Source organism: Subtercola endophyticus (assembly GCF_021044565.1).
Lineage (GTDB): Bacteria > Actinomycetota > Actinomycetes > Actinomycetales > Microbacteriaceae > Subtercola > Subtercola endophyticus.
On sequence record NZ_CP087997.1, the window covers coordinates 917,596 to 941,760 of the forward strand.

Consider the following 24,165-nt stretch of genomic DNA (forward strand, 5'->3'; position numbering starts at 1 on the left):
TATGCCCCACTTTTTCTGTACACCGAAGAAAGCATCATGATCGAATACCGAAACCTCAAGATCGCGCTGCTCGGCGCCGGCACGGTGGGCGCCCAGGTCGCCCAGTTGCTGCGCGAGCACGGCGACGAGCTCGCCTCCCGCGTCGGTGCGGGGCTCGAACTCATCGGAATCGCGGTGCGCGACGTCGACGCCGTGCGCGACGTCGACCTGCCGCACGAGCTCTACACCACCGATGCCGAGTCGCTCATTCTCTCGGCCGACATCGTGATCGAGCTGATGGGCGGCATCGAGCCCGCCCGCACCTACATTCTGCAGGCGCTGCACTCCGGCGCCGACGTGGTCACCGGCAACAAGGCGCTTCTCGCGCTGCACGGCAGCGAGCTCTTCGAGGCCGCCGACCAGGTGGGTGCGCAGCTGTACTACGAGGCCGCCGCCGGGGGAGCGATTCCGATCATCCGCCCGCTGCGCGACAGTCTCGCGGGCGACCGCGTCAAACGCATTCTCGGCATCGTGAACGGCACGACCAACTACATTCTCGACCGAATGGATGTCGACGGCGACACCCTCGACGCGGCGCTCGCCCGCGCCACCGAACTCGGCTACGCCGAGGCCGACCCGACGGCCGACATCGAAGGCTACGACGCTGCACAGAAGGCGGCCATTCTCGCCCGGCTGGCGTTCCACTCGGCGGTTCCGGTCGAATCGGTCTACCGCGAGGGCATCACCGGCGTCACGGCAGAACTGGTCGACCAGGCGCGTGCCTCGGGGTACGTCGTGAAGCTGCTGGCCATCTGCGAACGCTTCACCGACCCTGAGACGGGCGTGGAGGGAATCGCCGCGCGGGTGCACCCCGCGCTGGTGTCGCGGCTGCATCCTCTCGCGGCGGTGCACGGTGCGAAGAACGCCGTGTTCGTCGAGGCGGAGGCAGCGGGGGATCTCATGTTCTACGGTGCCGGAGCCGGGGGTCTGGAGACGGCATCCGCTGTGCTCGGCGACCTCGTGTCGGCCGCCCGCCGGCACGTCGCCGGAGGCCCGGGCGTGGCGGAATCCGTTGCGGCCCACCTGCCCATTCTCGGTCTCGGCTCGGTGCGCACCCGCTACCAGATCACCCTCGAGGTGGCCGACGAGCCGGGTGTGCTGGCGCGCATCGCCGGTCTATTCAGCGAACACGGTGTGTCGGTCGAAGCGGTGCAGCAGTCGTCGGGCCGACAGGCCGGCTCGACGGTGAGCGCACCGTCGGGTGCCGCCAGCACCGCTACCCTTGTCATAGTCACGCACGAGTCGACCGAGGCGGCGCTGCGCGCAACCGTCACGGCGCTCGCAGACCACGCCGCCGTCGCCAGTGTGACGAGTGTAATGAGAGTTGAAGGAGCCTGATGGCCGCCGAAAGTGCCCGAATCGTGTCGCGACAGTGGAAAGGCGTGCTCAACGAGTACGCCGATCGCCTGAACATCAGCGCCGCGACCCCCATCATCACGCTCGGTGAGGGTGGCACGCCGCTGATCCCCGCGCCCGCGCTCTCTGCGCGCACGGGCGCGAAGGTGTGGGTGAAGTTCGAGGGCATGAACCCCACGGGTTCGTTCAAAGACCGTGGCATGACCATGGCCATCTCGAAGGCCGTCGAGCACGGCGCGAAGGCCGTCATCTGCGCTTCGACCGGCAACACCTCCGCCTCGGCCGCAGCGTACGCCGCGCACGCCGGCATCACCGCCGCCGTGCTCGTGCCCGAGGGCAAGATCGCCCTGGGCAAGCTCAGCCAGGCCATCGCGCACAACGCCGAGCTGCTGCAGGTGCAGGGCAACTTCGACGACTGCCTCGACATCGCCCGCGAGCTCGCAGACCACTACCCCGTGCACCTGGTGAACTCGGTGAACCCCGACCGCATCGAGGGCCAGAAGACGGCCGCGTTCGAGGTCGTCGAGGTGCTCGAGGATGCGCCGGACTTCCACATCGTGCCGGTCGGCAATGCGGGTAACTACACCGCCTACTTCCGCGGCTACAGCGAAGAGCTCGAGCGCGGCGCCACCACGAAACTGCCCCGCATGTTCGGCTTTCAGGCCAGCGGCAGCGCCCCCATCGTGCTCGGACACGTGGTGAAGCACCCCGAGACCATCGCCAGCGCCATCCGCATCGGCAACCCGGCGTCGTGGAACCTTGCAACCGCCGCCCGAGAAGCGAGCGACGGGTACTTCGGCGCCATCGACGACGCGAAGATTCTCGAAGCGCACCGCATTCTCTCGGCCGAGGTCGGCATCTTCGTCGAGCCCGCGTCGGCGATCAGCGTCGCCGGTCTGCTCGAACGTGCAGAAGCCGGGCAGATTCCGGCCGGCGCCACCGTCGTGCTCACGGTCACGGGTCACGGCCTGAAAGACCCCCAGTGGGCGCTGCGCACCGCCGACGGCGGCGACATCACGCCCACCGTCGTGCCGGTCGACGCCGCCGAGATCGCCGGAGTGCTCGGCCTCGTCAAGGGTGCCGAGTGACGGCGGAACGGGCTGACGCTGCTGCGGCCGCGCAGCCTGTGACGCAAACCGCCGCCGGGCATCCGCTTGCCGCCGGCCTGTCGGTCAGCGTTCGCGTTCCCGCGACCAGCGCGAACCTCGGGCCCGGCTTCGACACCCTCGGGCTCTCGCTCTCGCTCTACGACGAACTCACGGTGACCGTGCGCGACGCGCCCGGTGCGACAGTGGATGTTCGTGGTGTCGGCGCCGGAGAAGTACCCACCGACGAATCCAACTTGGTGGTGCGTTCGATCGCGCACACCTTCGCTGCGTACCAGCAGCCCATGCCGGGCCTCGACCTCATCGCGCGTAACTCGATTCCCCACGGTCGCGGGCTCGGATCATCCGGTGCCGCCATCGTGAGCGGCATCATGGCCGCCAAAGGCTTGCTCGAGGGCATCGTCGAGATCGATGCGCTCGGGCTGCTCGCCCGCGCGACCGAGCTCGAAGGGCATCCTGACAACGTGGCGCCCGCGCTCTTCGGCGGGCTCACCATCGCGTGGGTCACGCCAGAGGGTCCGCAGTTCAAGAAGTTGATGGTGCACCGCGGTGTCTCTCCGCTCGTGCTCGTGCCGAAGGCGACCATGTCGACCGCGCTGGCCCGCAGCCTGCAGCCGGCGACGGTGCCGCACGAAGATGCCATCTTCAACGTGTCGAGATCGACGCTGCTGATCGCCGCGCTGATTCAGAGCCCCGAGCTGTTGTTCGCGGCCACTGAAGACAAGCTGCACCAGAGCTACCGCGCTGCCGCGATGCCCGAGACCGACCGGCTCATCGGGCTGCTGCGCGCGCAGGGCTTTCCTGCTGTCGTGTCGGGCGCCGGCCCGAGCATCCTGGTGCTCTGCAGCGACCCGGGTCAGCGGCTGGCGGCAGCGGAGCTGGTGGCTCAACACGCCGATACACCCTGGGATTCACTGGTACTGGCCGTCGACTTCAAAGGTGCTACAGTGATACCGCACCCGGCCGAAGCCGCGTAGATCAAAACGCCGCGAACCACTCGGTTTCCGAACTCCAGTTCGAGTAGCTTCAGTTCTCAAACCGATTCGCCGGTCGCACATCCTCCACATTACCGCTGACGTCTGCAGTGCCGTGGAGCCACGACTCGTGGCCTCCGCCGACGCATCCAGGCGCGTACAGCTCTCTTGCCGCAACTCATAAGACGGCAGAGGAAGGAAATCACCTTAGTGACTGACACCAATCTCCACGCTCCCAGCGCGGAATCCGCCGGTGCACCTGCAGACCTCTCGACCCTGAAGGTCTCCGAACTGCAGACGCTGGCCGCCGCACTCGGCATCGCCGGTGCCTCCAAACTCCGCAAGGGCGAACTGGTCGCCGCCATCGCCGGCGCGCAGCCGAACGGCGCTGCTGCTGCCGACGCGACTGTTGCCGACGCTCCTGTTGCTGACGCGCCCGTTGCCGACGCTCCCGTTGCCGAGGCGCCTGTCGCCGACGCTCCTGCTGCCGCCGCTCCTGTTGCCGACGCTCCGGCCGCCGCCGCGGCACCCGCAGCCAACGACGCCGCGGCCGCCCCTGCCGCAGACGTTGCCGCCACCGCACCGCGCCGCCGCGCCTCGCGCCGCGTCACCTCCGCAGAGCCCACCAGCGCTCCGGCCGCGGCACCCGTTGCTGCCGCCAGCACCCGCGAGCCCCGCTCGGGTCGAGTCGGCGCTGCGTCGCACGTCAACGCCGGCGTCGCCGAGCACGCCCCGCTCGTTCCCGCGAACGACGAGACTCCCGCGAGCGACCAGACTGCTTCGACCGACCAGAACGCTTCGAACGGCCAAAACGCTTCGAACGGCCAGACTGCTTCGAACGCAGCCGCTCCGTCCACCGAAACCGGCTTCGATGTCGCCAGCGCCGTCGTTGGCGACCCCGCGCTCACCTCCATCGACACGAGCGCCCTCGACGCTGTACTCGACGCGGCCATCCTGAACGGCCGTGGCTCGTCAGCCACCGGCACGGATGCCCGTTCCGGCCGCAATCGCAACGACCGTAACGGCGCGGACCGTAACGGTGCTGACCGCAACAACTCCGACCGCACCAACACCGAGGCCGAGCGCACCGATGTCGCTGCCGACGCCACCCAGACCGACGGCAACGTCACCCGCGACGGCAACGGCGGCGGCAACCGCAGCGAACGCCAGGTTCGCAGCCCCCGCCTCACCCGCGCCCAGCGTGCGGCTCAGGCCGCTCGCGACGCGGCGTCCGACGACGATGTCGCGGCACGCACCGAGTCGATTCTGCCGAACCTGCCTATCGTCGGCGAGTCCGACACCGACAATGCAGCCGACGGTACCGACGGCAGCGACTCCGACCAGCGCGAACAGGGCGAGGGCCGTCAAGGCAACCGCAACCGCAACCGTCGCGACCGCAACCAGAACGCCAACGGCGGCAACCAGAGCGGTAACCAGAACGCGAACGCCGCCAACAACGCCAACGCAGCGGGCGGTAGCGCCGCAGGCGGCGCCACCAACCAGCGCGGCGCGAACGGCAATCAGCGCAACCAGCGCAACGACCGCCAGAACGAGCGCGACGAGGCCAGCTTCGACGAGCAGCAGCTCGACGAGCTCAACGGAGGTGGCAGCGACCGCGATCGCGGCCAGGGCCAGCCCAACGACCGCAGCGCGCGCAGTCGCTACCGCGACCGCAAGCGTCGCGGCCAGGGCCAGAGCGACGACTTCGAGCCCGAGATCAGTGAAGACGACGTCTTGATCCCCGTCGCGGGCATCCTCGACATTCTCGACAACTACGCCTTCGTGCGCACCAGTGGCTACCTGCCCGGCAACAGCGACGTGTACGTGTCGCTCGGCCAGGTCAAGAAGTACAACCTGCGCAAGGGTGACGCGGTGGTCGGATCGATCCGCCAGCCGCGTGAGGGCGACAACAACGGTCGCCAGAAGTACAACGCCATCGTCAAGGTCGAGTCCATCAACGGTCTTCCCGTCGAAGAGGCGGCGAACCGCGTCGAGTTCTCGAAGCTCACTCCGCTCTACCCGCAGGAGCGTCTGCGCCTCGAGACCGAGCCCGGTAAGCTGACCCAGCGCATCATCGACCTGGTCTCGCCCATCGGCAAGGGCCAGCGCGGCCTCATCGTCGCACCGCCCAAGGCCGGCAAGACCATCGTGATGCAGCAGATCGCCAACGCGATCTCGACCAACAACCCCGAGGTCCACCTCATGGTCGTTCTGGTCGACGAGCGGCCCGAAGAGGTCACCGACATGCAGCGCACGGTCAAGGGCGAGGTCATCGCCTCCACCTTCGACCGCCCCGCCGAAGACCACACCACGGTCGCCGAGCTCGCCATCGAGCGCGCGAAGCGCCTCGTCGAGCTGGGCCACGACGTGGTCGTGCTGCTCGACTCCATCACGCGACTCGGTCGCGCGTACAACCTGGCCGCGCCGCCCAGCGGGCGCATCCTGAGCGGCGGTGTCGACGCTGCGGCGCTCTACCCGCCGAAGCGCTTCTTCGGTGCTGCGCGCAACATCGAGAACGGCGGATCGCTCACCATCATCGCCTCGGCGCTCGTCGAGACCGGTTCGAAGATGGATGAAGTGATCTTCGAAGAGTTCAAGGGCACCGGCAACATGGAGCTGCGCCTCTCGCGCCAGCTCGCCGACAAGCGCATCTTCCCGGCCGTCGACGTCAATGCGTCTGGCACCCGCCGCGAAGAACTGCTGATGGGCGTCGACGAGACGAAGATCACCTGGAAGCTGCGCCGCGCCCTCGCCGGTCTCGACCAGCAGCAGGCGCTCGAGATCGTTCTGGGCCGGCTGAAAGACACCACGAGCAACGTGGAGTTCTTGATGCAGGTGCAGAAGTCGACCCCGACCACCGGCGCAACCAACGGCCACACCGCCGCACACAGCACCCACAACGGTCACAAAGAAGATTAGGCAGTCATGTTCGAATCAGTAGAAACCCTGCTGATCGAGCATGATGAGCTGCAAGAGCAGCTCGCAGATCCAGCGCTTCACTCGGATCCCGCTCGATCCAAAAAGGTCAACCGTCGTTATGCCGAGCTCAGCCGCATCATCGCGGCCTATCGGGAATGGCAGCAGCTGACCGACGACGTCGCTGCGGCCACCGAGATGGCGGCCGAAGATGCGTCGTTCGCGGCCGAGCTCCCCGGCATGACCGAGGAGCTCGAGGCGGCGACCGAAAAGCTCCGCCGGCTGCTCATTCCCCGTGACCCCAACGATGGCCGTGACGTCATCATGGAGATCAAGATGGGGGAGGGCGGCGCCGAATCCGCTCTTTTCGCTGCGGATCTCTTGCGCATGTACCTGCACTACGCCGAGAGCAAGAAGTGGAAGACCGAGATCATCGAGCAGACCTCGAGCGACCTCGGCGGCATCAAGGATGTTCAGCTCGGCATCAAGGGCAAGTCGACCGACCCCGCAGAGGGCGTCTGGGCACACCTGAAGTACGAGGGTGGGGTGCACCGCGTGCAGCGGGTTCCGGCCACCGAGTCGCAGGGGCGCATCCACACCTCCGCCGCCGGCGTGCTGGTCTTTCCCGAGGTGGATGAACCCGAAGAGGTCGAGATCAACCCGAACGACCTCAAGATCGACGTGTACCGTTCGAGCGGCCCCGGCGGCCAATCGGTGAACACCACCGACTCCGCCGTTCGCATCACCCACCTCCCCACGGGAATCGTGGTGGCGATGCAGAACGAGAAGAGCCAGCTGCAGAACCGCGAGGCCGGTATGCGCGTGCTGCGTGCCCGCGTGCTCGCGAAGCAGCAAGAAGAGATCGACGAGGCCGCGTCGGCGGTTCGTAAGAGCCAGATCCGCACCATGGATCGCTCCGAGCGCATTCGCACCTACAACTTTCCCGAGAACCGCATCGCCGACCACCGCACCGGCTACAAGGCCTACAACCTCGACGCCGTCATGAACGGGGCTCTCGAGCCCGTTGTCGAGTCGTGCATCCAGGCCGACGAAGAGGCCCGCCTCGCCGAACTGGGCAGCACCGCAGAGTGAGCGCGCATACGGTCGAACCCGAGAGCGCGGCATCGGTCGCGATCGAGCGGGCAGCGTGAGCGTGCTCTCTCTCGACCGGCCTCCTACCGTGCGAACCGTGCTCGAGCACTCGGTAGCGATTCTCGCCCGAGCTGGCGTTCCGACCCCTGACGTCGACGCCGAACTGTTGATCGGCCACGTGCTCGGTGCCAGCCGCGGTCAGGTTCAGGCGATGACCGTCACCGATCGCGCGATCTCGGTCGACGAGGCCATCAGCATCAGCGAGGCGGTCGAACGCCGGGCCGCCCGCGAGCCGCTGCAGCACATCACCGGTCTCGCGGCGTTCCGCACGCTCGAACTCGCCGTCGGCCCCGGAGTCTTCGTTCCGCGCCCCGAAACCGAGTTCGTGGCCGGTCTCGCCATCTACACCCTGCGAGCGGATGCCTCGTCGTCACCCCTCGCCGTCGACCTCGGCACCGGCAGCGGTGCCATCGCGCTCTCGCTCGCCACCGAAGTACCGCACGCCAGCGTCGTCGCGGTCGAGAACTCGACGGCCGCCTTCATCTGGGCGAAGCAGAACTTCCGAACTGTGGATGCCCGCAACGCCCGCCTCGTATTCATCGACCTCGCCGTGGCCCTGCCCGAGCTCGACGGTCTCGTCTCCGTCGTCATCTCGAACCCCCCGTACATCCCCTCCGGAGCCATCCCGCGCGACCCCGAGGTGCGGCTCTTCGATCCCGAACACGCCCTCTACGGCGGCGAAGACGGCCTCGATGTCGTGCGCGACGTCTCCCGCACCGCCCAGCGCCTCACGCGGCCCGGCGGCACCCTCGTCATCGAGCACGGCGAACTGCAAGGAGCGAGCATCCGCTCCCTCCTCGCCGCCGACGGCTGGCACGCCCCCTCCACCCACCGCGACCTCACCGGCCGCGACCGCGCCACCACCGCCCTCCGCTAACCCGCCCCGCCCGCCGCCCCCCGCGGTGCCCCCGCCTCTCGCCCCGTGTCCCGGTTTTGGCGAGAGCGAGGTTTTCGGACGAGCGCGACCGCCCCGGCGGCTCATCTCGTCCGAAAACCTCGCTCTCGACCACACGGCCCGACGCGTGCACGTTGTGCACCGCGCCGTGACCTCGGCAGGTTATGCACAGATTGGCGCTCAGCGTGCTGGCGTTCCATCGCCGTGCGCGAATCTGAGGCATGCCCACCTCAGCGCCATTACACCTCGTTCGTGAACTCAACCGCGTCGGAGAAAGCGATCGCGCGCTCAGACGAGCAGCGTTCTCGGGAGAGATGCTCCGGGTGCGCCGCGGTGCCTACGCCAGAACAGACGAATGGTCGCATCTCGACAGTTTGGGACGGTATCGCACTCGAATCGATGCAGTTGTTCGCACGAGGCGCGAACAACCGGTGCTTGGGTTCGAATCGGCGGCAGCCATCTGGGGTTGTGATCGTTGGGGCGACTGGCCGTCTCTCGTGCATCTCCTCGTCGATCCGGGGTCAGGCCCAGCCCGGCCGGAGGGCGTATCGGTCCACCGGAGCCGAGTCGACCAAGTGGTCGAAAGAGAAGGATATCTCGTCACCGACTACCTCAGAACACTCATCGATCTCGCTAGAACGTCGCCGATGGCGCAATCGATCATCGTTCTCGACCAGTCGCTGAACCGCAGCCGCGTGGGGTCTCTTCGAGTCACCGATCATGACGCATTGCTCGAAACGTTGGGCACATCGACTACCTCACGGGGACGAGCCAAGGCACTGCGCGCGGTGCGTTTCTCCGACGGAGCCGCAGCCAACGGGGGCGAGTCGTATGCGCGAGTGCTGATGCACCGTTTCGGCTTCCCTCCGCCGGCACTGCAGTCACAACACCCGAACCCGCGAGGCGGAAATTACTTTGCCGACTTCGAATGGCCGGAGTATCGGCTCGTCGGTGAGTTCGATGGCGTATCCAAGTACCTCAAACCTGAGTATCTGCGTCGAATGACACCGGGCGAGGCCGTCGTCGAAGAGAAGATTCGTGAAGACCACATTCGCGCCCAGGGCTTTCGCTTCGTGCGATGGGGAATGCCCGATCTGCGCGATCCGCACCGCCTTCGGGCGCTGCTGCTGGCGGCCGGTCTGCCAGAGCGACCCTTGCGGTCGACATGAGTCAAAGGGGCGGTCGCTCTCGTCCGAAGGTGTCGCGCTCACCCGAGGACGCGCCGGGGAGGCGCGGCGGTGCGCGAGGGGGCGGCCAGCGGCGCAAGCTATCATGGTCAGCGATATGGCTGCCATCTACGACTGCACGGTTCCGGCCGAACTTCTTGCCGGAATGCGGCTCGCGCGGGCGGCGATCTCCCGTGGCGAGCTCGCGGTGATCCCCACCGACACGGTCTACGGCATCGCCGCCGACGCGTTCACGCCCGCTGCCGTGCAGCGCCTGCTCGATGCGAAGGGCCGCACGCGGCAGTCGCCGCCGCCGGTGCTCATTCCGAACCTCGCAACACTGGATGCCCTCGCCGAACACGTCAGTGATGCGGTGCGCTCGCTTGCCGAAGCGTTCTGGCCCGGCGGCCTCACGATCGTGGTCGACGCGCGTTCGTCGCTGCTGTGGGATCTCGGTGACACCGACGGAACCGTCGCCCTGCGCATGCCGGCCGACCCGATCGCCCTCGAGTTGCTCGCCGAAACGGGCCCGCTGGCCGTGTCTTCGGCGAACCTCACGGGGCAGCCCGCCGCTCTCGATGCCACCGAGGCACAGCGGATGCTCGGAGACAGCGTCGAGGTGTACCTGCAGGCCGCGCCCCCCACGCCGTCACCGACGAGTTCCTCCACCGCCGGTATCGCCTCGACCATCGTCGACGCCACCGACCCCGAGCACATCACGATCATCCGTCACGGCGTCATCACCGAAGAGCAGCTGCGCAGCGTGATCGGCGATGCGCTGATCACCGCGCCCGCCGTGCCTGCCGAGCCGACCGACAGCGCTGCACCCGCCGAGCCGACCGACAGCGCCACGCCTGCCGAGCCGACCCACAGCGCCGCGCCCGCCGAACCGTCGGCCCCCGCGCCACCGTCAGCTCCCGACGCCCCCAGCGCCGCCGAACCGGCCTGACGTGCGTTTTTACCTGCTCGTCGGGGCCCTCTCGGCGATCGTGACGTTCCTGCTCGCGATCGCGGTCTACAAGCTGAGCATGAAGTACCGGCTCTACCCCAAGATCCGCGAGCGTGACGTGCACACCCGGCCCACCCCGCGGCTGGGTGGTGTCGCAATGTTCCTCGGCATCGTCGCCGCCACGGCCATCGCCTCGCAGATCAGCTGGTTCGATCTCATCTTCATGAACCCCGGGCCGATTCTCGCCATTCTCGGCGCCGCGCTCATCGTTGTGGTACTGGGCGTAGCCGACGACATCTGGGATCTCGACTGGGTAACCAAACTCGCCGGCCAGGTCATCGCGGCTCTTCTGCTGGCTTGGCAGGGCGTGCAGATCGTTTCTCTGCCCATCGGCGGCCGCACCATCGGCTCGAGCGGTATGTCGCTGTTCATCACGGTTCTCGCCATCGTGCTGGTGATGAACGCTATCAACTTCATCGACGGCCTCGACGGGCTCGTCGCCGGCGTCGCGATCATCGCCAACAGCGTGTTCTTCTTCTACAGCTACATGCTCGCCAAGCTCACGAGCCCCACCGACTACTTCAACCTGGCCTCGCTCATCACGGCCGTGCTGATCGGTGCCTGTATCGGCTTTCTGCCGCTCAACTGGCATCCGGCGAAGCTGTTCATGGGCGACGCCGGGTCGATGCTGGTCGGACTGCTCATGGCGACGAGCGCAATCGCGGTGACCGGCCAGATCGACCCGACACCGCTCGGCCGTTCGCAGCTGCTTCCCGCGTTCATCCCGATCCTGCTGCCGTTCGCCATTCTTGTGCTGCCCCTGCTGGACTTCGGTCTGGCGGTTTTTCGCAGGCTGCGGGCCGGCAAGAGTCCGTTCAGCGCCGACCGAAAGCATCTGCACCATCGGCTGCTCGACATGGGCCACTCCCAGTTGCACGCGGTGCTCATCTTCTATGCTTGGACTGCCGTGGTGTCGATCGGCTGCCTGCTGTTCTTCGTGCTGAACCCCTACTGGCTCGCGTTCGTGTTTCTCGGGGTCGGTGTGGTCATCTGCACCGTGCTGACTCTGGCACCACTCACGCGGCGCAAGGCGCTCGAAGCCACCGTGCAACTCGCCCCCGCGCAGAGTGTCATTTCCACCGAAGGTGCCGGCCTCGATCCGCTCGATCAGGCCAGCGATGAAAAGGATGTCTAAACGTGTCGACCGCTGACCACCTGCCGGAGGGCAACACGCCGGATGCCCGCCCGGGCGCCCCTGGCAGCACGCCGGCCGTGACGCTGAGCTCGACCCTGGTATTGACGCGGGCGCTGAAGCTCGCGGGCATCCTCACCATCGCGCTGATCATCGTCGGGGGAGTGATCGGCTATTTCGCCGACTCCTGGACCGGCGTGCTGAGCGCGGTCATCGGCGCGGCTATGGCCTTCGTCTTTCTGGGCATCACCGCCGCGAGCATCCTCATCGCCAACCGGTCGTATTCATCTCCGCTGTACACCGTGATGTTCTTCGCCATCGTGCTCGGCTCGTGGCTGCTCAAGTTCGTCATCTTCATCGTGGTCGCGCTGCTGCTTCGCGACCAGCCGTTCATCGACAAGTACTTGCTGTTCGGGTTTCTCATCGTGGGAGTCATCCTGACGCTCGTGATCGATGTCGTCGTGGTCGCTCGAACGCGGCTTCCGTACGTCAGCGACGCGACTCTTCCCCACTAACTTCTACCGATTGTCGAAATTAGGCCCAAATAGGCCCGAATCGGCGAAATAATGCCGAACTCGATTGGTTCTGGGGCCGAATATGTTGATAGGCTGAAGATCGTTCGTTTCGCTGCCCGTGGCTGTATTCTTGCCCGGTTCGCAGCACACCCCCACCGTTCGTCGACGCGAGAGCTGAGCTCCACGCCCCGATACAGGAGAAAGCGCTGATATCTAACGCTGTAAACCTGCTAGCCCCGTTAGCAACCGATGATGGTAGCTTCACGGGTCCATCCATCAATGAATTCTTTCCCGATGTGTTGCTCTTCGCGGGCACCCCCTTCGAGATCAACCGCATCATGATCATCCGCTTCATCGCGGTTGCGGCGATCGTGCTGATCTTCTATATCGGCACCCGCCGCATGAAGATCGTGCCCGGGCGGTTCCAAAGTCTCGTGGAAATGGGCCTCGACTTCGTTCGAGTCAGCATCGCCGAAGACCTGCTCGGCAAAAAAGACGGTCGACGCTTCTTGCCGATTCTCACGACCATGTTCTTCATGATCCTGTTGTTCAACCTGACGGGCATCATTCCGTTGCTGAACATCGCGGGCACCTCGGTGATCGGTGTGCCGATCGTGCTGGCCATCGTGTCGTACGTCTGCTTCATCTACGCCGGTGTTCGTAAACACCCGGGGGCGTTCTTCAAGAATGCGCTGTTCCCGCCCGGAGTTCCGCTGCCGCTGTACATCATCGTCGCGCCCATCGAGTTCGTTTCGACGTTCATCCTGCGCCCGGTCACGCTGACGCTGCGACTGCTGATGAACATGGTGGTCGGTCACCTTCTGCTGGTGCTGTTCTTCTCGGCGACGTCGTTTTTCTTGTTCACCGCCGGCGGCTGGTTCGCCCTGTTCGGCATCGGAACACTCGCCTTCGGTTTCGTCTTCACGCTCTTCGAGATTCTGGTCGCCGTGCTGCAGGCATACGTCTTCACTCTGCTGACCGGTGTCTACATCCAGCTCGCGCTGGCCGACGAGCACTGATCCACTCAGACCTAGCAACACCCCACATCTAGCAACACCGCACACCTAGCAACACCCCACAAACGCAGGCTGGCGGGCATCCGCTCGTACAGCCCCAACGGAAGGAAACAACGTGGCAGACATCTCGACCCTTGCGGAGCTGAGCGGCAACATCGCAACCGTCGGTTATGGCCTCGCAGCCATCGGCCCGGCGATCGGTGTCGGTATCGTGGTCGGCAAGACCATCGAAGGCGTCGCGCGCCAGCCCGAACTGGCCGGCCGTCTCCAGGTGCTGATGTACATCGGTATCGCCTTCACCGAGGCGCTGGCGTTCATCGGTATCGCCGTCGGCTTCATCTTCACCTAAACCCTGCCTCACGAAACCACAGAGTTTAGAAAGGAGGCACGATGTCTTATTCACTGACCACAGTGATTGCGGCTGAAGAAGCGACCCACAACCCGATTCTGCCCGAAACCCCAGACCTGCTCTGGGGTGCAGTGTGCTTCATCGTCTTGTTGGTGTTCTTCTGGCGCCTGGTTCTGCCGCGCATGAAGAAGCTGCTCGACGACCGCGGTGAAGCCATCGAGGGCAATATCGAGAAGGCCGATGCGGCGCAGAAAGAAGCCGACGCGCTTCTGGCGCAGTACACGGCACAGCTGTCGGATGCCCGCGTCGAAGCCGGCTCGATTCGTGAGCAGGCCCGTACCGACGGCCAGCGTATCCTCGCGGAGCTCAAAGAGCAGGCGAACGCAGAGGCAGCGCGCATTGCTGCGACTGCACAGTCGCAGATCGAAGCAGAGCGTCAGGCGGCCGTCGTGTCGCTTCGAAGCGAAGTCGGCTCGCTCGCGATCGACCTCGCGTCGGGCGTCATCGGTGAGAGCCTCACCGATGACAAGCGTTCGGCTGCCATCGTCGACCGGTTCCTCGCCGATCTCGAAGCGAGCGAAGCTGCGGCCAGCGCCGCTGCTCCCAGTAACGGGGCTCCCAGCACCGGGGCGGTGTCGTCGTAAGCATGGGAAGCGCAAGCAGACTAGCTCTGACGTCGTCGAACGCCGCTCTTGCGGCCGTCGCGCCGGGTGCGTTGACGTTGTCGGTGGGCGAAGACCTCTTCGCCGCCGGCCGCATCATCGGTGCCTCGGCTCAGTTCCGCGGCCTGCTCAGCGACCCGTCGATCGAACAGGCCGAGAAGTCCGGACTCATCGAACGGGTGTTCGGCAACGACCTGAGCACAGACGCGTTGTCACTGTTGACAACCATCGCCTCGGCGACGTGGTCGAATACGGATGATCTGCTCAGCGGCATCGAAGAGGTGGCGTTGCGCGTCATTGCGACGAGTGCCCCGGCTGGTCTCTCGATCGAGGCCGAGCTGTTCGAGTTCGGTGAGATCGTGTCGTCGGACTCTGCGCTCGAGCTGGCGGTGAGTTCGAGCTTCGGTCCGCCGGAGTCGAAGGTCGCTCTGATCAACGCGCTTCTGCAGGGCAAAGCCTCCGAACAGACCGTCGTCATCGTGCGGCACCTCGTGCTGCAACCCCGCGGGCGTCGTATCGAAGAGCTGCTGAACACCGCGGCATCCATCGTCGCCGACTCGAACGGGCAGTCGATCGCCACCGTCACCAGCGCCACGCCGTTGGCCGCGACGCAGGTCGAGCGTCTGCGCACGGCCCTCGGCCGAACCTACGGGCGCGAACTTGCGATCAACCAGGTCGTCGACCCGTCGGTACTCGGCGGGCTGCGCGTGCAGATCGGGGCCGACGTCATCGACGGCAGCGTCGAGTCGCGTCTGAACGATCTTCGACAGAAATTGACGGCCTGACCCGCCTGCCGGGTTACACAGACCGCATACTTTTACCTATACATCAAAGGATTGGCAATGGCAGAACTAACGATCAGCCCCGACGAGATCCGCAACGCGCTCCAAGATTTCGTCAAGTCGTACGAGCCCACCGCCGCTAGCGCCGTGGAGGTCGGTACCGTCATCGACGCCGCCGACGGTATCGCCCACGTGCAGGGCCTGCCGGGTGTCATGGCGAACGAGCTCATCACGTTCTCCGACGGCACTCTGGGCTTGGCGCAGAACCTCGAGCAAGACGAGATCGGTGTCATCGTTCTCGGCGAGTTCAGCGGCATCGTCGAAGGCATGGAGGTGAAGCGCACTGGCGAGGTGCTCTCGGTTCCGGTCGGCGACGCCTACCTCGGCCGCGTTGTCGACCCGCTGGGCAAGCCCATCGACGGTCTCGGCGAGATCGTGACCACCGAGCGCCGCGCTCTCGAGCTGCAGGCACCGGGCGTCATGAGCCGCAAGAGCGTGCACGAGCCCATGCAGACCGGTATCAAGGCGATCGACGCCATGATCCCGATCGGCCGCGGCCAGCGCCAGCTCATCATCGGCGACCGCCAGACCGGCAAGACGGCCATCGCGATCGACACGATCATCAACCAGAAGGCCAACTGGGAGTCAGGCGATACCAACAAGCAGGTGCGCTGCATATACGTGGCCATCGGCCAGAAGGGCTCCACCATCGCTTCGGTGAAGGGCGCCCTCGAAGACGCAGGGGCTATGGAGTACACGACGATCGTCGCGTCTCCGGCATCCGACCCGGCCGGCTTCAAGTACCTCGCCCCCTACACCGGCTCGGCCATCGGCCAGCACTGGATGTACGACTCCAAGCATGTTCTGATCATCTTCGATGACCTGTCGAAGCAGGCCGAGGCCTACCGCGCCGTGTCGCTGCTGCTGCGCCGCCCGCCGGGACGCGAGGCGTACCCCGGTGACGTGTTCTACCTGCACTCCCGTCTGCTCGAGCGTTGCGCCAAGCTCTCCGACGAGCTGGGTGCCGGTTCGATGACCGGCCTGCCGATCATCGAGACCAAGGCGAACGACGTCTCTGCATACATCCCGACCAACGTGATCTCCATCACCGACGGCCAGATCTTCTTGCAGAGCGACCTGTTCAATGCCAACCAGCGCCCCGCGGTCGACGTCGGCATCTCGGTGTCGCGCGTCGGTGGTGACGCCCAGGTCAAGAGCATCAAGAAGGTGTCCGGCACGCTGAAGCTCGAGCTGGCCCAGTATCGCTCGCTCGAGGCGTTCGCGATGTTCGCCTCCGACCTCGACGCGGCCTCTCGCCGCCAGCTCGCCCGAGGCGCACGCCTCACCGAGCTGCTCAAGCAGCCGCAGTACTCGCCGTACCCCGTCGAGAACCAGGTCGTCTCGATCTGGGCCGGCACGAACGGCAAGCTCGACGAGGTTCCGGTCGAAGACATTCTGCGCTTCGAACACGAGCTGCTCGACTACTTCGGTCGCAACACAGACGTGCTCACCAAGCTCCGTGACACGAACGTGCTCTCTGACGACGTGGTGGAAGCTTTGGAAAAGGGCGTCTCGGAATTCAAGAAGGAGTTCCAGACCGGCGAGGGCAAGCCGCTCGCCTCGGTCGGCAGCGAGAAGTTCGACGCTTCTGCAAAAGAAGACGTCAACCAAGAGAAGATCGTCAAGGGTCGTCGCTGAGCCATGGCCGCACAGCTGAGGGTCTACCGGCAGAAGATCAAGTCTGCCCAGACGACCAAGAAGATCACTCGGGCGATGGAGCTCATCTCCGCCTCCCGAATTCAGAAGGCCCAGGCCCGGGTCGCGGCATCATCTCCCTACGCGCGCGCGGTCACCCGTGCCGTGTCGGCGGTTGCCACGTACTCGAACGTCGACCACATTCTGACGACGGAGCCCGAGAAGGTGGAGCGTGCGCTTGTCGTCGTCTTCGCCTCCGACCGCGGTCTCGCCGGTGCCTTCAGCTCGAGCGTTCTCAAGGAGTCCGAACAGCTGACCACGCTGCTGCGCAGCGAGGGCAAAGAGGTCGACTACTTCGTGGTCGGTCGTAAAGCTGCCGCGTACTTCGCTTTTCGCAAGCGTGTCGCTCTGCAGACGTGGACCGGCGGAACAGACCAACCCACGTTCGAGGTCGCGAAAGAGATCGGCGACGCGCTGGTCGAGATCTTCGTGAAAGATGCGGCCGAGGGCGGCGTCGACGAGATCCACATCGTGTACAACCGCTTCGTGAGCATGGTCTCTCAGGTTCCCGAGATCGTGCGGCTGCTTCCACTCGAGGTCGTCGAAGAGATGGAGACGCCCGGCCCCACCGAGGTGCTTCCGCTATACGAGTTCGAGCCCGAGGTCGGCGACGTTCTGGATGCTCTGCTTCCGGTCTACATCGAAAGCCGTATCTTCAACGCCATGCTGCAGAGTGCGGCCTCCGAGCACGCCGCTCGTCAGCGGGCTATGAAGTCGGCCAGCGACAACGCCGACAAGCTCATCCGGGACTACACCCGCCTCGCCAACAACGCCCGCCAGAGCGAGATCACGCAGCAGATCTCCGAGATCGTGGGCGGCGCCGACGCGTTGACGCCCGCACGTTAGCCCCACCCCGCACGCTCGCCGGGCATCCGAAGTTTTAGAAGAAGGAAAGAAGTTATGACACCGACAGCAACCGATACTTCGCCAGCTGCCGCCGAGACGAAGGCGCCCGGCATCGGCCGCATCGCCCGCGTCACCGGCCCGGTCGTTGACATCGAGTTTCCGCACGACGCGATTCCGGGCATCTACAACGCCCTGAAGTCGACCGTGACCATCGAGGGCGAGACTCGCGCGATCACGTTCGAGGTCGCTCAGCACCTCGGCGACGACCTGGTTCGCGCCATCTCGCTGAACCCGACCGACGGTCTGGTTCGTGGCCAGGAGGTCACCGACACCGGAGCGCCGATCTCGGTTCCCGTCGGCGACGTCACCAAGGGCAAGGTCTTCAACGTCATCGGTGACGTGCTGAACGCCGACCCCGACGGAACGATCAACGGCGAGAAGATCGAGATCACCGAGCGCTGGCCGATTCACCGCCAGCCTCCGGCGTTCGACCAGCTCGAGTCGAAGACGACCCTGTTCGAAACCGGCATCAAGGTCATCGACCTTCTGACGCCGTACGTGCAGGGTGGCAAGATCGGCCTGTTCGGCGGTGCCGGTGTCGGCAAGACCGTGCTCATCCAGGAGATGATCCAGCGCGTGGCGCAAGATCACGGTGGTGTGTCGGTGTTCGCCGGTGTCGGTGAGCGCACCCGTGAGGGCAACGACCTCATCATGGAGATGGAGGAGGCGGGCGTCTTCGACAAGACCGCCCTTGTCTTCGGCCAGATGGACGAGCCGCCGGGAACGCGTCTTCGTGTCGCTCTGTCGGCTCTGACGATGGCGGAGTATTTCCGCGACGTGCAGAAGCAAGACGTGCTGCTCTTCATCGACAATATCTTCCGCTTCACGCAGGCCGGTTCCGAGGTTTCCACGCTGCTCGGCCGCATGCCGTCGGCCGTGGGTTACCAGCCGAACCTCGCCGACGAGATGGGCGTTCTGCAGGAGCGCATCACCTCGACGCGCGGTCACTCGATCACTTCGCTGCAGGCCATTTACGTTCCCGCTGACGACTACACCGACCCGGCTCCGGCGACGACCTTCGCGCACTTGGATGCAACGACCGAGCTCTCGCGCGAGATCGCGTCGCGCGGCCTCTACCCGGCCGTCGACCCGCTGACCTCGACCAGCCGTATTCTCGACCCCCGCTACTTGGGTGCCGACCACTACAACACGGCTGTTCGCATCAAAGCGATTCTGCAGAAGAACAAAGAACTGCAGGAGATCATCGCCATCCTCGGTGTCGACGAGCTCTCTGAAGAAGACAAGATCACCGTTTCACGGGCTCGTCGTATTCAGCAGTTCCTCTCGCAGAACACCTACATGGCCAAGAAGTTCACGGGTGTCGAAGGATCGACGGTTCCGCTGAAAGACACCATCGAGTCGTTCTCGGCCATCGCGAACGGCGAGTTCGACCACGTGGCCGAGCAGGCCTTCTTCAACGTCGGTAACATCTCCGACGTCGAAGAGAAGTGGGCTCAGATTCAGAAAGAAGACGGCTAACCATGGCCGATGTTTCGGATTCCGCGCCGCTCCAGGTGAGTGTCGTCGCCGCCGACCACGAAGTGTGGTCGGGCGGTGCGCGCCAGGTGATCGCGAAGACCTCCGAGGGCGAGATCGGTATTCTGCGCGGACACGAGCCGCTGCTCGCCATCTTGGCCGAGGGTGAAGTTCGTGTCACCCTGGTCGATGGCCAGCGCATCGTAGCTCAGGCTGACGAGGGCTTTTTGTCGGTCGAGAACGATCGCGTGACCATCGTTGCGCGGGCTGCAGAGCTCGTTTCTTAGTACCGTTGCTCATCGTTCTGCCCCCGTCTGAGACGAAACGAGACGGCGGCGCGGATGCTCGGCTCGACCTGGCCTCCCTTCGCTTCGCGAAGCTGAGGCCGCGTCGGGCCGAACTCGTTCGTGCCGTGCGTACCCTCGCGCGTGACCCTTCTGCGACGATCGCCGCTCTCAAGCTGGGTCGCACTCAGCACGACGAGGTCATCCGCAACCGCCGGGTGACGCTGTCGCCGACCATGCCGGCGCTCGACCGCTACACGGGCGTGATCTTCGATGCTCTCGACGCACCGACGTTGTCGTCTGCGGCTCGAGCGTTCGCGGGCGAGCATCTGATCATCCAGTCGGCCCTCTTCGGCCCGATCGGGGCACTCGATGCCATTCCGGCGTACCGCCTATCTCACGACTCCCGCCTTCCGTCTGAGGTGCTGACGAGCGGCTCGCTCAAGAAGCACTGGGCGCCGCTCGGTTCGCGCGCCCTTGCCGGGGAGCCGGGCCTTCTGCTCGACTTTCGCTCCGAAGGTTACGTCGCTCTTTCGCCGGTGGATGCTCGCCCCAACTCGTACTTCTTGCGGGTCGTCACGGCAGGGGACGATGGCGCGGTGCGAGCGCTCAATCACTTCAACAAACACGCTAAGGGCGAGCTGACTCGTGCCCTGCTCGAGTCTGGGGTGGACTTCGCGACGATCGGTGAAATCATCGATTGGGCACGGTTGAGCGGGCTCGACCTCGCTCAGACCGGCGAAGGCGAGATTTCGCTGACGGTGTAGTCCGTGTGGGACTTCGCTGACGGTCTTGCGTATGTCAGATTTCGCTGACGGTTTTACGGGTGTCAGATTTCGCTGCGGGTTTCGCGCGTGTGAGATCTCGCAGCGCGACGGGATCGCCCGCGCGAGTCGATCTCAGGGTTCAGTCGACAGCCAGGAAGCACCCCTCCACGTGGTCGTCGACGAGCCCGGCGGACTGCATGAGCGCGTACATGGTGGTCGGTCCGACGAACTTGTAGCCCAGCCTTCTAAGCTCTTTGCTGAGCGCCACGGACTCTGGGGTAGTCGCGACGAAATCGTCTAGCGTGCGGGGCCGTGGTCGTTTCTCGTGGGGCTGGAAGCTCCAGACAAGAGCATCGAGCGCTCCGTCACCTCGTTCCTCCACAAGCTGCCGCGTGACGTTGGCGTTGTTGATGGCCGCTTGGATCTTGCCACGGTGTCTGATGATGGAGGCGTCTGTCACGAGTCTTTCGACGTCGTCGTCGGTGAAATCAGCGACCGTTTCGATGTCGAAGTTCGAGAACGCCGCGCGGAAGGCGGGCCTGCGCCGCAGAATGGTGATCCACGACAGCCCGGCTTGAAACCCTTCGAGGCTGATTTTCTCGTACAGCGGGCGGTCGCCGTGGAGCGGCTTTCCCCACTCGTTGTCGTGGTACGGCCGGTAGTCGGGGTCGTTGCCGGCCCAGATGCAGCGTGCTTTGCCGTCGTCGCCCACCGCGATGGCTTCGCGCACTGCGTGCGCAGTCGCAGTCGCAGTTCCAGTCGCAGTCGCACTCGCAGTCGGCGTCGCCGTCGCAATCCCCGGGGCGATCGCGGCGCCCGATGGTTTCGCGCCAGCCTCAGGATCGTGCTCGCTCACAGGTGCCCGATGCTCTCGTGGTCGAGCAGCCAGACCTTGGTGGGAATGCCGTTGCCGCCGCTGTAGCCGGTGATCTTCTGGTTCGATGCGAGAACTCGGTGGCAGCCGACGATGATGGGGATCGGATTCGCCCCGACAGCACCACCCACCGCCCGGCCCGAACCCGGTCTGCCTGCGGCCAGCCCGAGCTCGCCGTACGACACGAACTCGCCCCAACCGACTCGCTGGAGCTGAGCCCAGACCGCCTGCTGAAACGGGGTGCCCGCCATCTTCAGCGGGAGGTCGAACTCTCTGCGAGTGCCCGCGAAGTACTCGGCGAGTTGCCGCAGCGCTTCGTCGAGCACCGGATTCGTGCGCTCAGCGAGGTCGTCGTGGGGGAGCGTATCGACCCGTTCCATACTGAGCGACGTAATCGCCTCGTCATCGGCGGTGAGTTCGATGCGCCCAATCGGGCTGTCGGTGCGTACGAGGAATTCGGGTACGGGCGTACCGGGCACGGGTGTACCGGGCACGGGGCTACCGGGCACGGGGCTACCGGGTACCGGCTTAGCGAGGCCCGCCTCGGCCTCGGATTCGAGTGTTATTGCTGTCATGCTCCGACTGTATAACCGCCCGTCGGCAGGTGGCTCGCTGAGATCAGACATTGTGCATAACCTCCGCCGTCAACCATCTGTGTACAACTGGAGTGCCGCCGCGATCACGGGTAGCGTTGGCCTGCCATGGCTGACTCACTCGACACGCAACGCTCACACGACACGCAAGACTCACACGATTCTCTGCACACCCATCGCGATTTCGGCGAAACCCCCCTCGACGAGTCCGACCTCGACGCCGACCCGTTCGTGCAGTTTCAGGTGTGGTTGGGGGAGGCCGAGGGGGCCGGTCTGTCCGAGCCGAATGCTATGGTGCTCAGCACGGTAGACGCCGAAGGCACCCCGAGCAGCCGAACGGTTCTGTTGCGGGGTGTTCGTGCAGGCGGCTTCGAGTTCTTCACGAACTACGACTCGCGCAAGGGTCGGGCGCTGGGCGAGCATCCGGTGGCCAGCGCGTTGTTTCCGTGGTACCTATTGCAGCGCCAGGTGATCATCGAGGGGAGCGTCGAGCGGGTCAGTGCGGCCGAGAGCGATGCGTACTTCGCTGGCCGGCCGTACAAGTCGCAGATCGCCGCGATAGCGAGCGCTCAGTCGCAGCCGCTCGGTGCGCGGGCCGACCTCGAGCGGCGGGTCGCTGAGCTCGGTGCTGCGCATCCTGAGGGCGGGCCCGTGCCGCGTCCGGAGCACTGGGGCGGGTATCGGCTGATCCCGTCGCGCATCGAGTTCTGGAAGGGGCGGCGTTCACGCCTGCACGACAGGCTCGTCTACACGCCGGCGCCCGACACGCTCGACGGCCCTTCGTCAACACCGGATGCCCGTTCCTGGCAGGTCACGCGCCTTCAGCCCTGACGCTTCAGTGGCCGGTGAGCGGCCCGAGCAGCTTCGCGGTGCGGGAGGAGCGCCCGGTCAGACGCTCTTCACGGTCGGCGAGGTCGGCGGAGGTCAGGCCCAGGTTGGCTCCGATGAAGCGCAGCGGTTCGGGCTCCCAACGGGGTGAGAGGTGGTTGACCCACGGCAGCCGAGTGAGGTCGTAACCGCGGATGTAGGCAGCCGCGTGGCCCGGGCCGGTGTGCGGGCCGGTCGCCCGGGCGGTCGAGGGCGCGACTGCTTCCGGTGCCAGGGTGCCTGTCAGGTCTTGACCGGTCATGAGGGCCGTCAGCGTGCGCCCGGCCAGGTTGGTGGTGCTGAGGCCGTCGCCCACGTAACCGCCCGCGAAGGCGATTCCGGTGCGCGGGTTGAACGCCGCCGAGGCGTGCCAGTCGCGCGGAACACCGATCGGCCCGCCCCAGCGATGCGTCACGGCTGCATCGAACGCGTCGGGAAACAGGTCGACGAGCGTGTCGCGAAGGTGACGAAACACCTGATCCACCTGGTCGTAGGCGGGGCGGATGCTCGATCCCAAGTGATAGCGGGCGCCACGTCCGCCGAACGCGAACCGGTTGTCTGCCGTGCGCTGGCCGTAGATGAGCAGGTGCCGATAGTCGCTGAAGGTGCTGCCGTGGGGGAGTGCGGCCTGCTGCCAGAATTCGTCGGGCAGCGGCTCGGTGGCGATCATGAGGGAGTACAACGGCAGGATGCGACGGCCGACGCCGGGCAGCTGCGATCCATAGGCCTCGGTGGCGATGACGATGCGGTCGCAGCGCACCGTGCCCCGCGCGAACTCGACCCGGCGCGGCTCCCACCCGGTGACCTCGGTGTGCTCGTAGATCGTCACCCCGAGCCGTTCGACGACGCGCGCGAGGCCCTGCACGAGCTTCATCGGGTGCAGCCGCGCGCACGCGGGATCGAATGACGCTCCCAACGCGCCGGCAGGATGCCCGTTCCGCTGCTGGTGGGCCTCCCGTTCGGCGAGAGCGACCCCTTCGGACGAGAGCGATGTGCGGGGCGGCATCTCTCGTCCGGAGAGGTCGCTCTCGCCGGATCCGGAGGCGGGGGCGGGCGGCGCGGCGAAGGCGCGTGGCGCGGCGAAGGCGCGATAGGCGAGCGCGTCGACGCCGAAGCGGGCGGCCTCGGCGACGTCGGCACGCGCGGCGGCGACCTGCACGGGATTCATCGCGAACGTGAGGGTGCCGCCCTGGGCGAAGTCGCAGTCGATGCCCTCGGCCGCCGTCACGGCGCCCACTTCGGTCACGGTGTCGACCATCGCGCGGCGCATGGCGACCGCCGCGTCGAAGCCGTAGGTGCGCTCGAGCGAGGCCGCCGAGCGCGGGAACAGCGCCGAACACCAGCCGCCGTTACGCCCCGAGGCTCCGAACCCCACCGTCTGCTTCTCGAGGATGACGATCGAGTGGGTGGGGTCGGCGCGGGCGAGGTAGTACGCGGTCCAGAGCGCCGTGAGGCCACCCCCGACGATGCACACGTCGGTGTCGAGGTCGGTTTCGAGCGCGGCCCGCGGATGCCCGGGCGGAGCCGAGTCGGCCCAGTAGCTGACCCCGGTCATCCGTTCTGCCCGCCTCGCA

General features: G+C 65.8%; 23 protein-coding genes. 20 read left to right on the forward strand and 3 right to left on the reverse strand.

What is annotated here, in order from left to right; translation table 11 throughout:
* Window positions 1-36: 36 nt before the first annotated feature.
* The 19 genes from LQ955_RS04500 to LQ955_RS04590 all read left to right on the forward strand — a co-directional run bounded on the left by LQ955_RS04500 (window position 37) and on the right by LQ955_RS04590 (window position 20,257).
* The gene (locus LQ955_RS04500; protein WP_231027016.1) at window positions 37-1,377 is read left to right on the forward strand and encodes a homoserine dehydrogenase; all 1,341 of its coding nucleotides are present in this window, start codon (window positions 37-39) and stop codon (window positions 1,375-1,377) included.
* On the forward strand, window positions 1,377-2,483 hold the full coding sequence (gene thrC, locus LQ955_RS04505) for a threonine synthase (RefSeq protein WP_390623439.1): 1,107 nt from the start codon (window positions 1,377-1,379) through the stop codon (window positions 2,481-2,483). Before LQ955_RS04500 ends, thrC begins: the two co-directional genes overlap by 1 nt.
* A gap of 38 nt (window positions 2,484-2,521) precedes the next feature.
* Entirely contained in the window at window positions 2,522-3,478 is a 957-nt protein-coding gene (gene thrB / locus LQ955_RS04510; protein WP_231028038.1) for a homoserine kinase, read from the forward strand.
* A gap of 207 nt (window positions 3,479-3,685) precedes the next feature.
* Window positions 3,686-6,394, forward strand: a complete 2,709-nt coding sequence (gene rho, locus LQ955_RS04515; protein WP_231027017.1) for a transcription termination factor Rho — start codon at window positions 3,686-3,688, stop codon at window positions 6,392-6,394.
* A 6-nt stretch (window positions 6,395-6,400) separates the two neighbouring features.
* Window positions 6,401-7,483 carry a peptide chain release factor 1 gene (gene prfA / locus LQ955_RS04520; RefSeq protein WP_231027018.1) on the forward strand — a complete coding sequence of 361 codons (1,083 nt, stop codon included), beginning with the start codon at window positions 6,401-6,403 and terminating at the stop codon, window positions 7,481-7,483.
* 61 nt (window positions 7,484-7,544) lie between these two features.
* Window positions 7,545-8,420, forward strand: a complete 876-nt coding sequence (gene prmC / locus LQ955_RS04525; protein WP_231028039.1) for a peptide chain release factor N(5)-glutamine methyltransferase — start codon at window positions 7,545-7,547, stop codon at window positions 8,418-8,420.
* Between the two features lie 593 nt (window positions 8,421-9,013).
* Window positions 9,014-9,607 carry a hypothetical protein gene (locus LQ955_RS04530; RefSeq protein ID WP_231027019.1) on the forward strand — a complete coding sequence of 198 codons (594 nt, stop codon included), beginning with the start codon at window positions 9,014-9,016 and terminating at the stop codon, window positions 9,605-9,607.
* 115 nt (window positions 9,608-9,722) lie between these two features.
* Window positions 9,723-10,553 carry an L-threonylcarbamoyladenylate synthase gene (locus LQ955_RS04535; RefSeq protein ID WP_231027020.1) on the forward strand — a complete coding sequence of 277 codons (831 nt, stop codon included), beginning with the start codon at window positions 9,723-9,725 and terminating at the stop codon, window positions 10,551-10,553.
* Between the two features lies 1 nt (window position 10,554).
* Window positions 10,555-11,748, forward strand: a complete 1,194-nt coding sequence (locus tag LQ955_RS04540) for an MraY family glycosyltransferase (protein WP_231027021.1) — start codon at window positions 10,555-10,557, stop codon at window positions 11,746-11,748.
* Between the two features lie 2 nt (window positions 11,749-11,750).
* Window positions 11,751-12,260 carry a hypothetical protein gene (locus LQ955_RS04545; RefSeq protein WP_231027022.1) on the forward strand — a complete coding sequence of 170 codons (510 nt, stop codon included), beginning with the start codon at window positions 11,751-11,753 and terminating at the stop codon, window positions 12,258-12,260.
* A gap of 206 nt (window positions 12,261-12,466) precedes the next feature.
* On the forward strand, window positions 12,467-13,279 hold the full coding sequence (gene atpB / locus LQ955_RS04550) for a F0F1 ATP synthase subunit A (protein WP_390623469.1): 813 nt from the start codon (window positions 12,467-12,469) through the stop codon (window positions 13,277-13,279).
* A 121-nt stretch (window positions 13,280-13,400) separates the two neighbouring features.
* Window positions 13,401-13,625: a F0F1 ATP synthase subunit C gene (gene atpE, locus LQ955_RS04555; protein ID WP_229715247.1), complete on the forward strand. Its 225-nt coding sequence runs from the start codon at window positions 13,401-13,403 to the stop codon at window positions 13,623-13,625.
* Window positions 13,626-13,666: 41 nt separating this feature from the next.
* Window positions 13,667-14,269 carry a F0F1 ATP synthase subunit B gene (locus tag LQ955_RS04560; RefSeq protein WP_231027024.1) on the forward strand — a complete coding sequence of 201 codons (603 nt, stop codon included), beginning with the start codon at window positions 13,667-13,669 and terminating at the stop codon, window positions 14,267-14,269.
* A gap of 2 nt (window positions 14,270-14,271) precedes the next feature.
* Window positions 14,272-15,072, forward strand: coding sequence for a F0F1 ATP synthase subunit delta (locus LQ955_RS04565; RefSeq protein WP_231027025.1), 801 nt, complete (start codon window positions 14,272-14,274; stop codon window positions 15,070-15,072).
* A 57-nt stretch (window positions 15,073-15,129) separates the two neighbouring features.
* On the forward strand, window positions 15,130-16,767 hold the full coding sequence (atpA, locus tag LQ955_RS04570) for a F0F1 ATP synthase subunit alpha (RefSeq protein WP_231027026.1): 1,638 nt from the start codon (window positions 15,130-15,132) through the stop codon (window positions 16,765-16,767).
* 3 nt (window positions 16,768-16,770) lie between these two features.
* A complete protein-coding gene (locus LQ955_RS04575) occupies window positions 16,771-17,670 on the forward strand; it encodes a F0F1 ATP synthase subunit gamma (RefSeq protein ID WP_231027027.1) in 900 nt (299 codons plus the stop codon).
* Between the two features lie 54 nt (window positions 17,671-17,724).
* On the forward strand, window positions 17,725-19,209 hold the full coding sequence (atpD, locus tag LQ955_RS04580; protein ID WP_231027028.1) for a F0F1 ATP synthase subunit beta: 1,485 nt from the start codon (window positions 17,725-17,727) through the stop codon (window positions 19,207-19,209).
* Between the two features lie 2 nt (window positions 19,210-19,211).
* A complete protein-coding gene (locus LQ955_RS04585; RefSeq protein ID WP_231027029.1) occupies window positions 19,212-19,493 on the forward strand; it encodes a F0F1 ATP synthase subunit epsilon in 282 nt (93 codons plus the stop codon).
* Between the two features lie 5 nt (window positions 19,494-19,498).
* Window positions 19,499-20,257: a YaaA family protein gene (locus LQ955_RS04590; protein WP_231027030.1), complete on the forward strand. Its 759-nt coding sequence runs from the start codon at window positions 19,499-19,501 to the stop codon at window positions 20,255-20,257.
* A gap of 139 nt (window positions 20,258-20,396) precedes the next feature.
* Here LQ955_RS04590 and LQ955_RS04595 read toward each other — a convergent pair whose 3' ends face one another.
* Window positions 20,397-20,987 (reverse strand): DNA-3-methyladenine glycosylase I, encoded by a 591-nt coding sequence (locus LQ955_RS04595; protein ID WP_231027031.1) that lies wholly within the window; start codon window positions 20,985-20,987, stop codon window positions 20,397-20,399.
* Window positions 20,988-21,109: 122 nt separating this feature from the next.
* A complete protein-coding gene (locus LQ955_RS04600; RefSeq protein ID WP_231027032.1) occupies window positions 21,110-21,706 on the reverse strand; it encodes a methylated-DNA--[protein]-cysteine S-methyltransferase in 597 nt (198 codons plus the stop codon).
* Between the two features lie 126 nt (window positions 21,707-21,832).
* Between LQ955_RS04600 and pdxH the strand changes: the two genes are divergently transcribed.
* Window positions 21,833-22,555, forward strand: a complete 723-nt coding sequence (gene pdxH / locus LQ955_RS04605) for a pyridoxamine 5'-phosphate oxidase (protein WP_231027033.1) — start codon at window positions 21,833-21,835, stop codon at window positions 22,553-22,555.
* A gap of 4 nt (window positions 22,556-22,559) precedes the next feature.
* Here pdxH and LQ955_RS04610 read toward each other — a convergent pair whose 3' ends face one another.
* Complete coding sequence (locus LQ955_RS04610; protein ID WP_231027034.1) at window positions 22,560-24,146, reverse strand: NAD(P)/FAD-dependent oxidoreductase; 1,587 nt, start codon at window positions 24,144-24,146, stop codon at window positions 22,560-22,562.
* Between the last annotated feature and the right edge of the window lie 19 nt (window positions 24,147-24,165).

What these genes read in the sequence shown, in the direction of transcription:
- LQ955_RS04500 (WP_231027016.1), top strand. Translation starts at nt 37, where the DNA reads ATGATCGAATACCGAAACCTCAAGATCGCGCTGCTCGGCGCCGGCACG.
- thrC (WP_390623439.1), top strand. Translation starts at nt 1,377, where the DNA reads ATGGCCGCCGAAAGTGCCCGAATCGTGTCGCGACAGTGGAAAGGCGTG.
- prfA (WP_231027018.1), top strand. Translation starts at nt 6,401, where the DNA reads ATGTTCGAATCAGTAGAAACCCTGCTGATCGAGCATGATGAGCTGCAA.
- LQ955_RS04535 (WP_231027020.1), top strand. Translation starts at nt 9,723, where the DNA reads ATGGCTGCCATCTACGACTGCACGGTTCCGGCCGAACTTCTTGCCGGA.
- LQ955_RS04560 (WP_231027024.1), top strand. Translation starts at nt 13,667, where the DNA reads ATGTCTTATTCACTGACCACAGTGATTGCGGCTGAAGAAGCGACCCAC.
- LQ955_RS04565 (WP_231027025.1), top strand. Translation starts at nt 14,272, where the DNA reads ATGGGAAGCGCAAGCAGACTAGCTCTGACGTCGTCGAACGCCGCTCTT.
- atpA (WP_231027026.1), top strand. Translation starts at nt 15,130, where the DNA reads ATGGCAGAACTAACGATCAGCCCCGACGAGATCCGCAACGCGCTCCAA.
- LQ955_RS04575 (WP_231027027.1), top strand. Translation starts at nt 16,771, where the DNA reads ATGGCCGCACAGCTGAGGGTCTACCGGCAGAAGATCAAGTCTGCCCAG.
- atpD (WP_231027028.1), top strand. Translation starts at nt 17,725, where the DNA reads ATGACACCGACAGCAACCGATACTTCGCCAGCTGCCGCCGAGACGAAG.
- LQ955_RS04585 (WP_231027029.1), top strand. Translation starts at nt 19,212, where the DNA reads ATGGCCGATGTTTCGGATTCCGCGCCGCTCCAGGTGAGTGTCGTCGCC.
- LQ955_RS04600 (WP_231027032.1), bottom strand. Translation starts at nt 21,706, where the DNA reads ATGACAGCAATAACACTCGAATCCGAGGCCGAGGCGGGCCTCGCTAAG.
- pdxH (WP_231027033.1), top strand. Translation starts at nt 21,833, where the DNA reads ATGGCTGACTCACTCGACACGCAACGCTCACACGACACGCAAGACTCA.
- LQ955_RS04610 (WP_231027034.1), bottom strand. Translation starts at nt 24,146, where the DNA reads ATGACCGGGGTCAGCTACTGGGCCGACTCGGCTCCGCCCGGGCATCCG.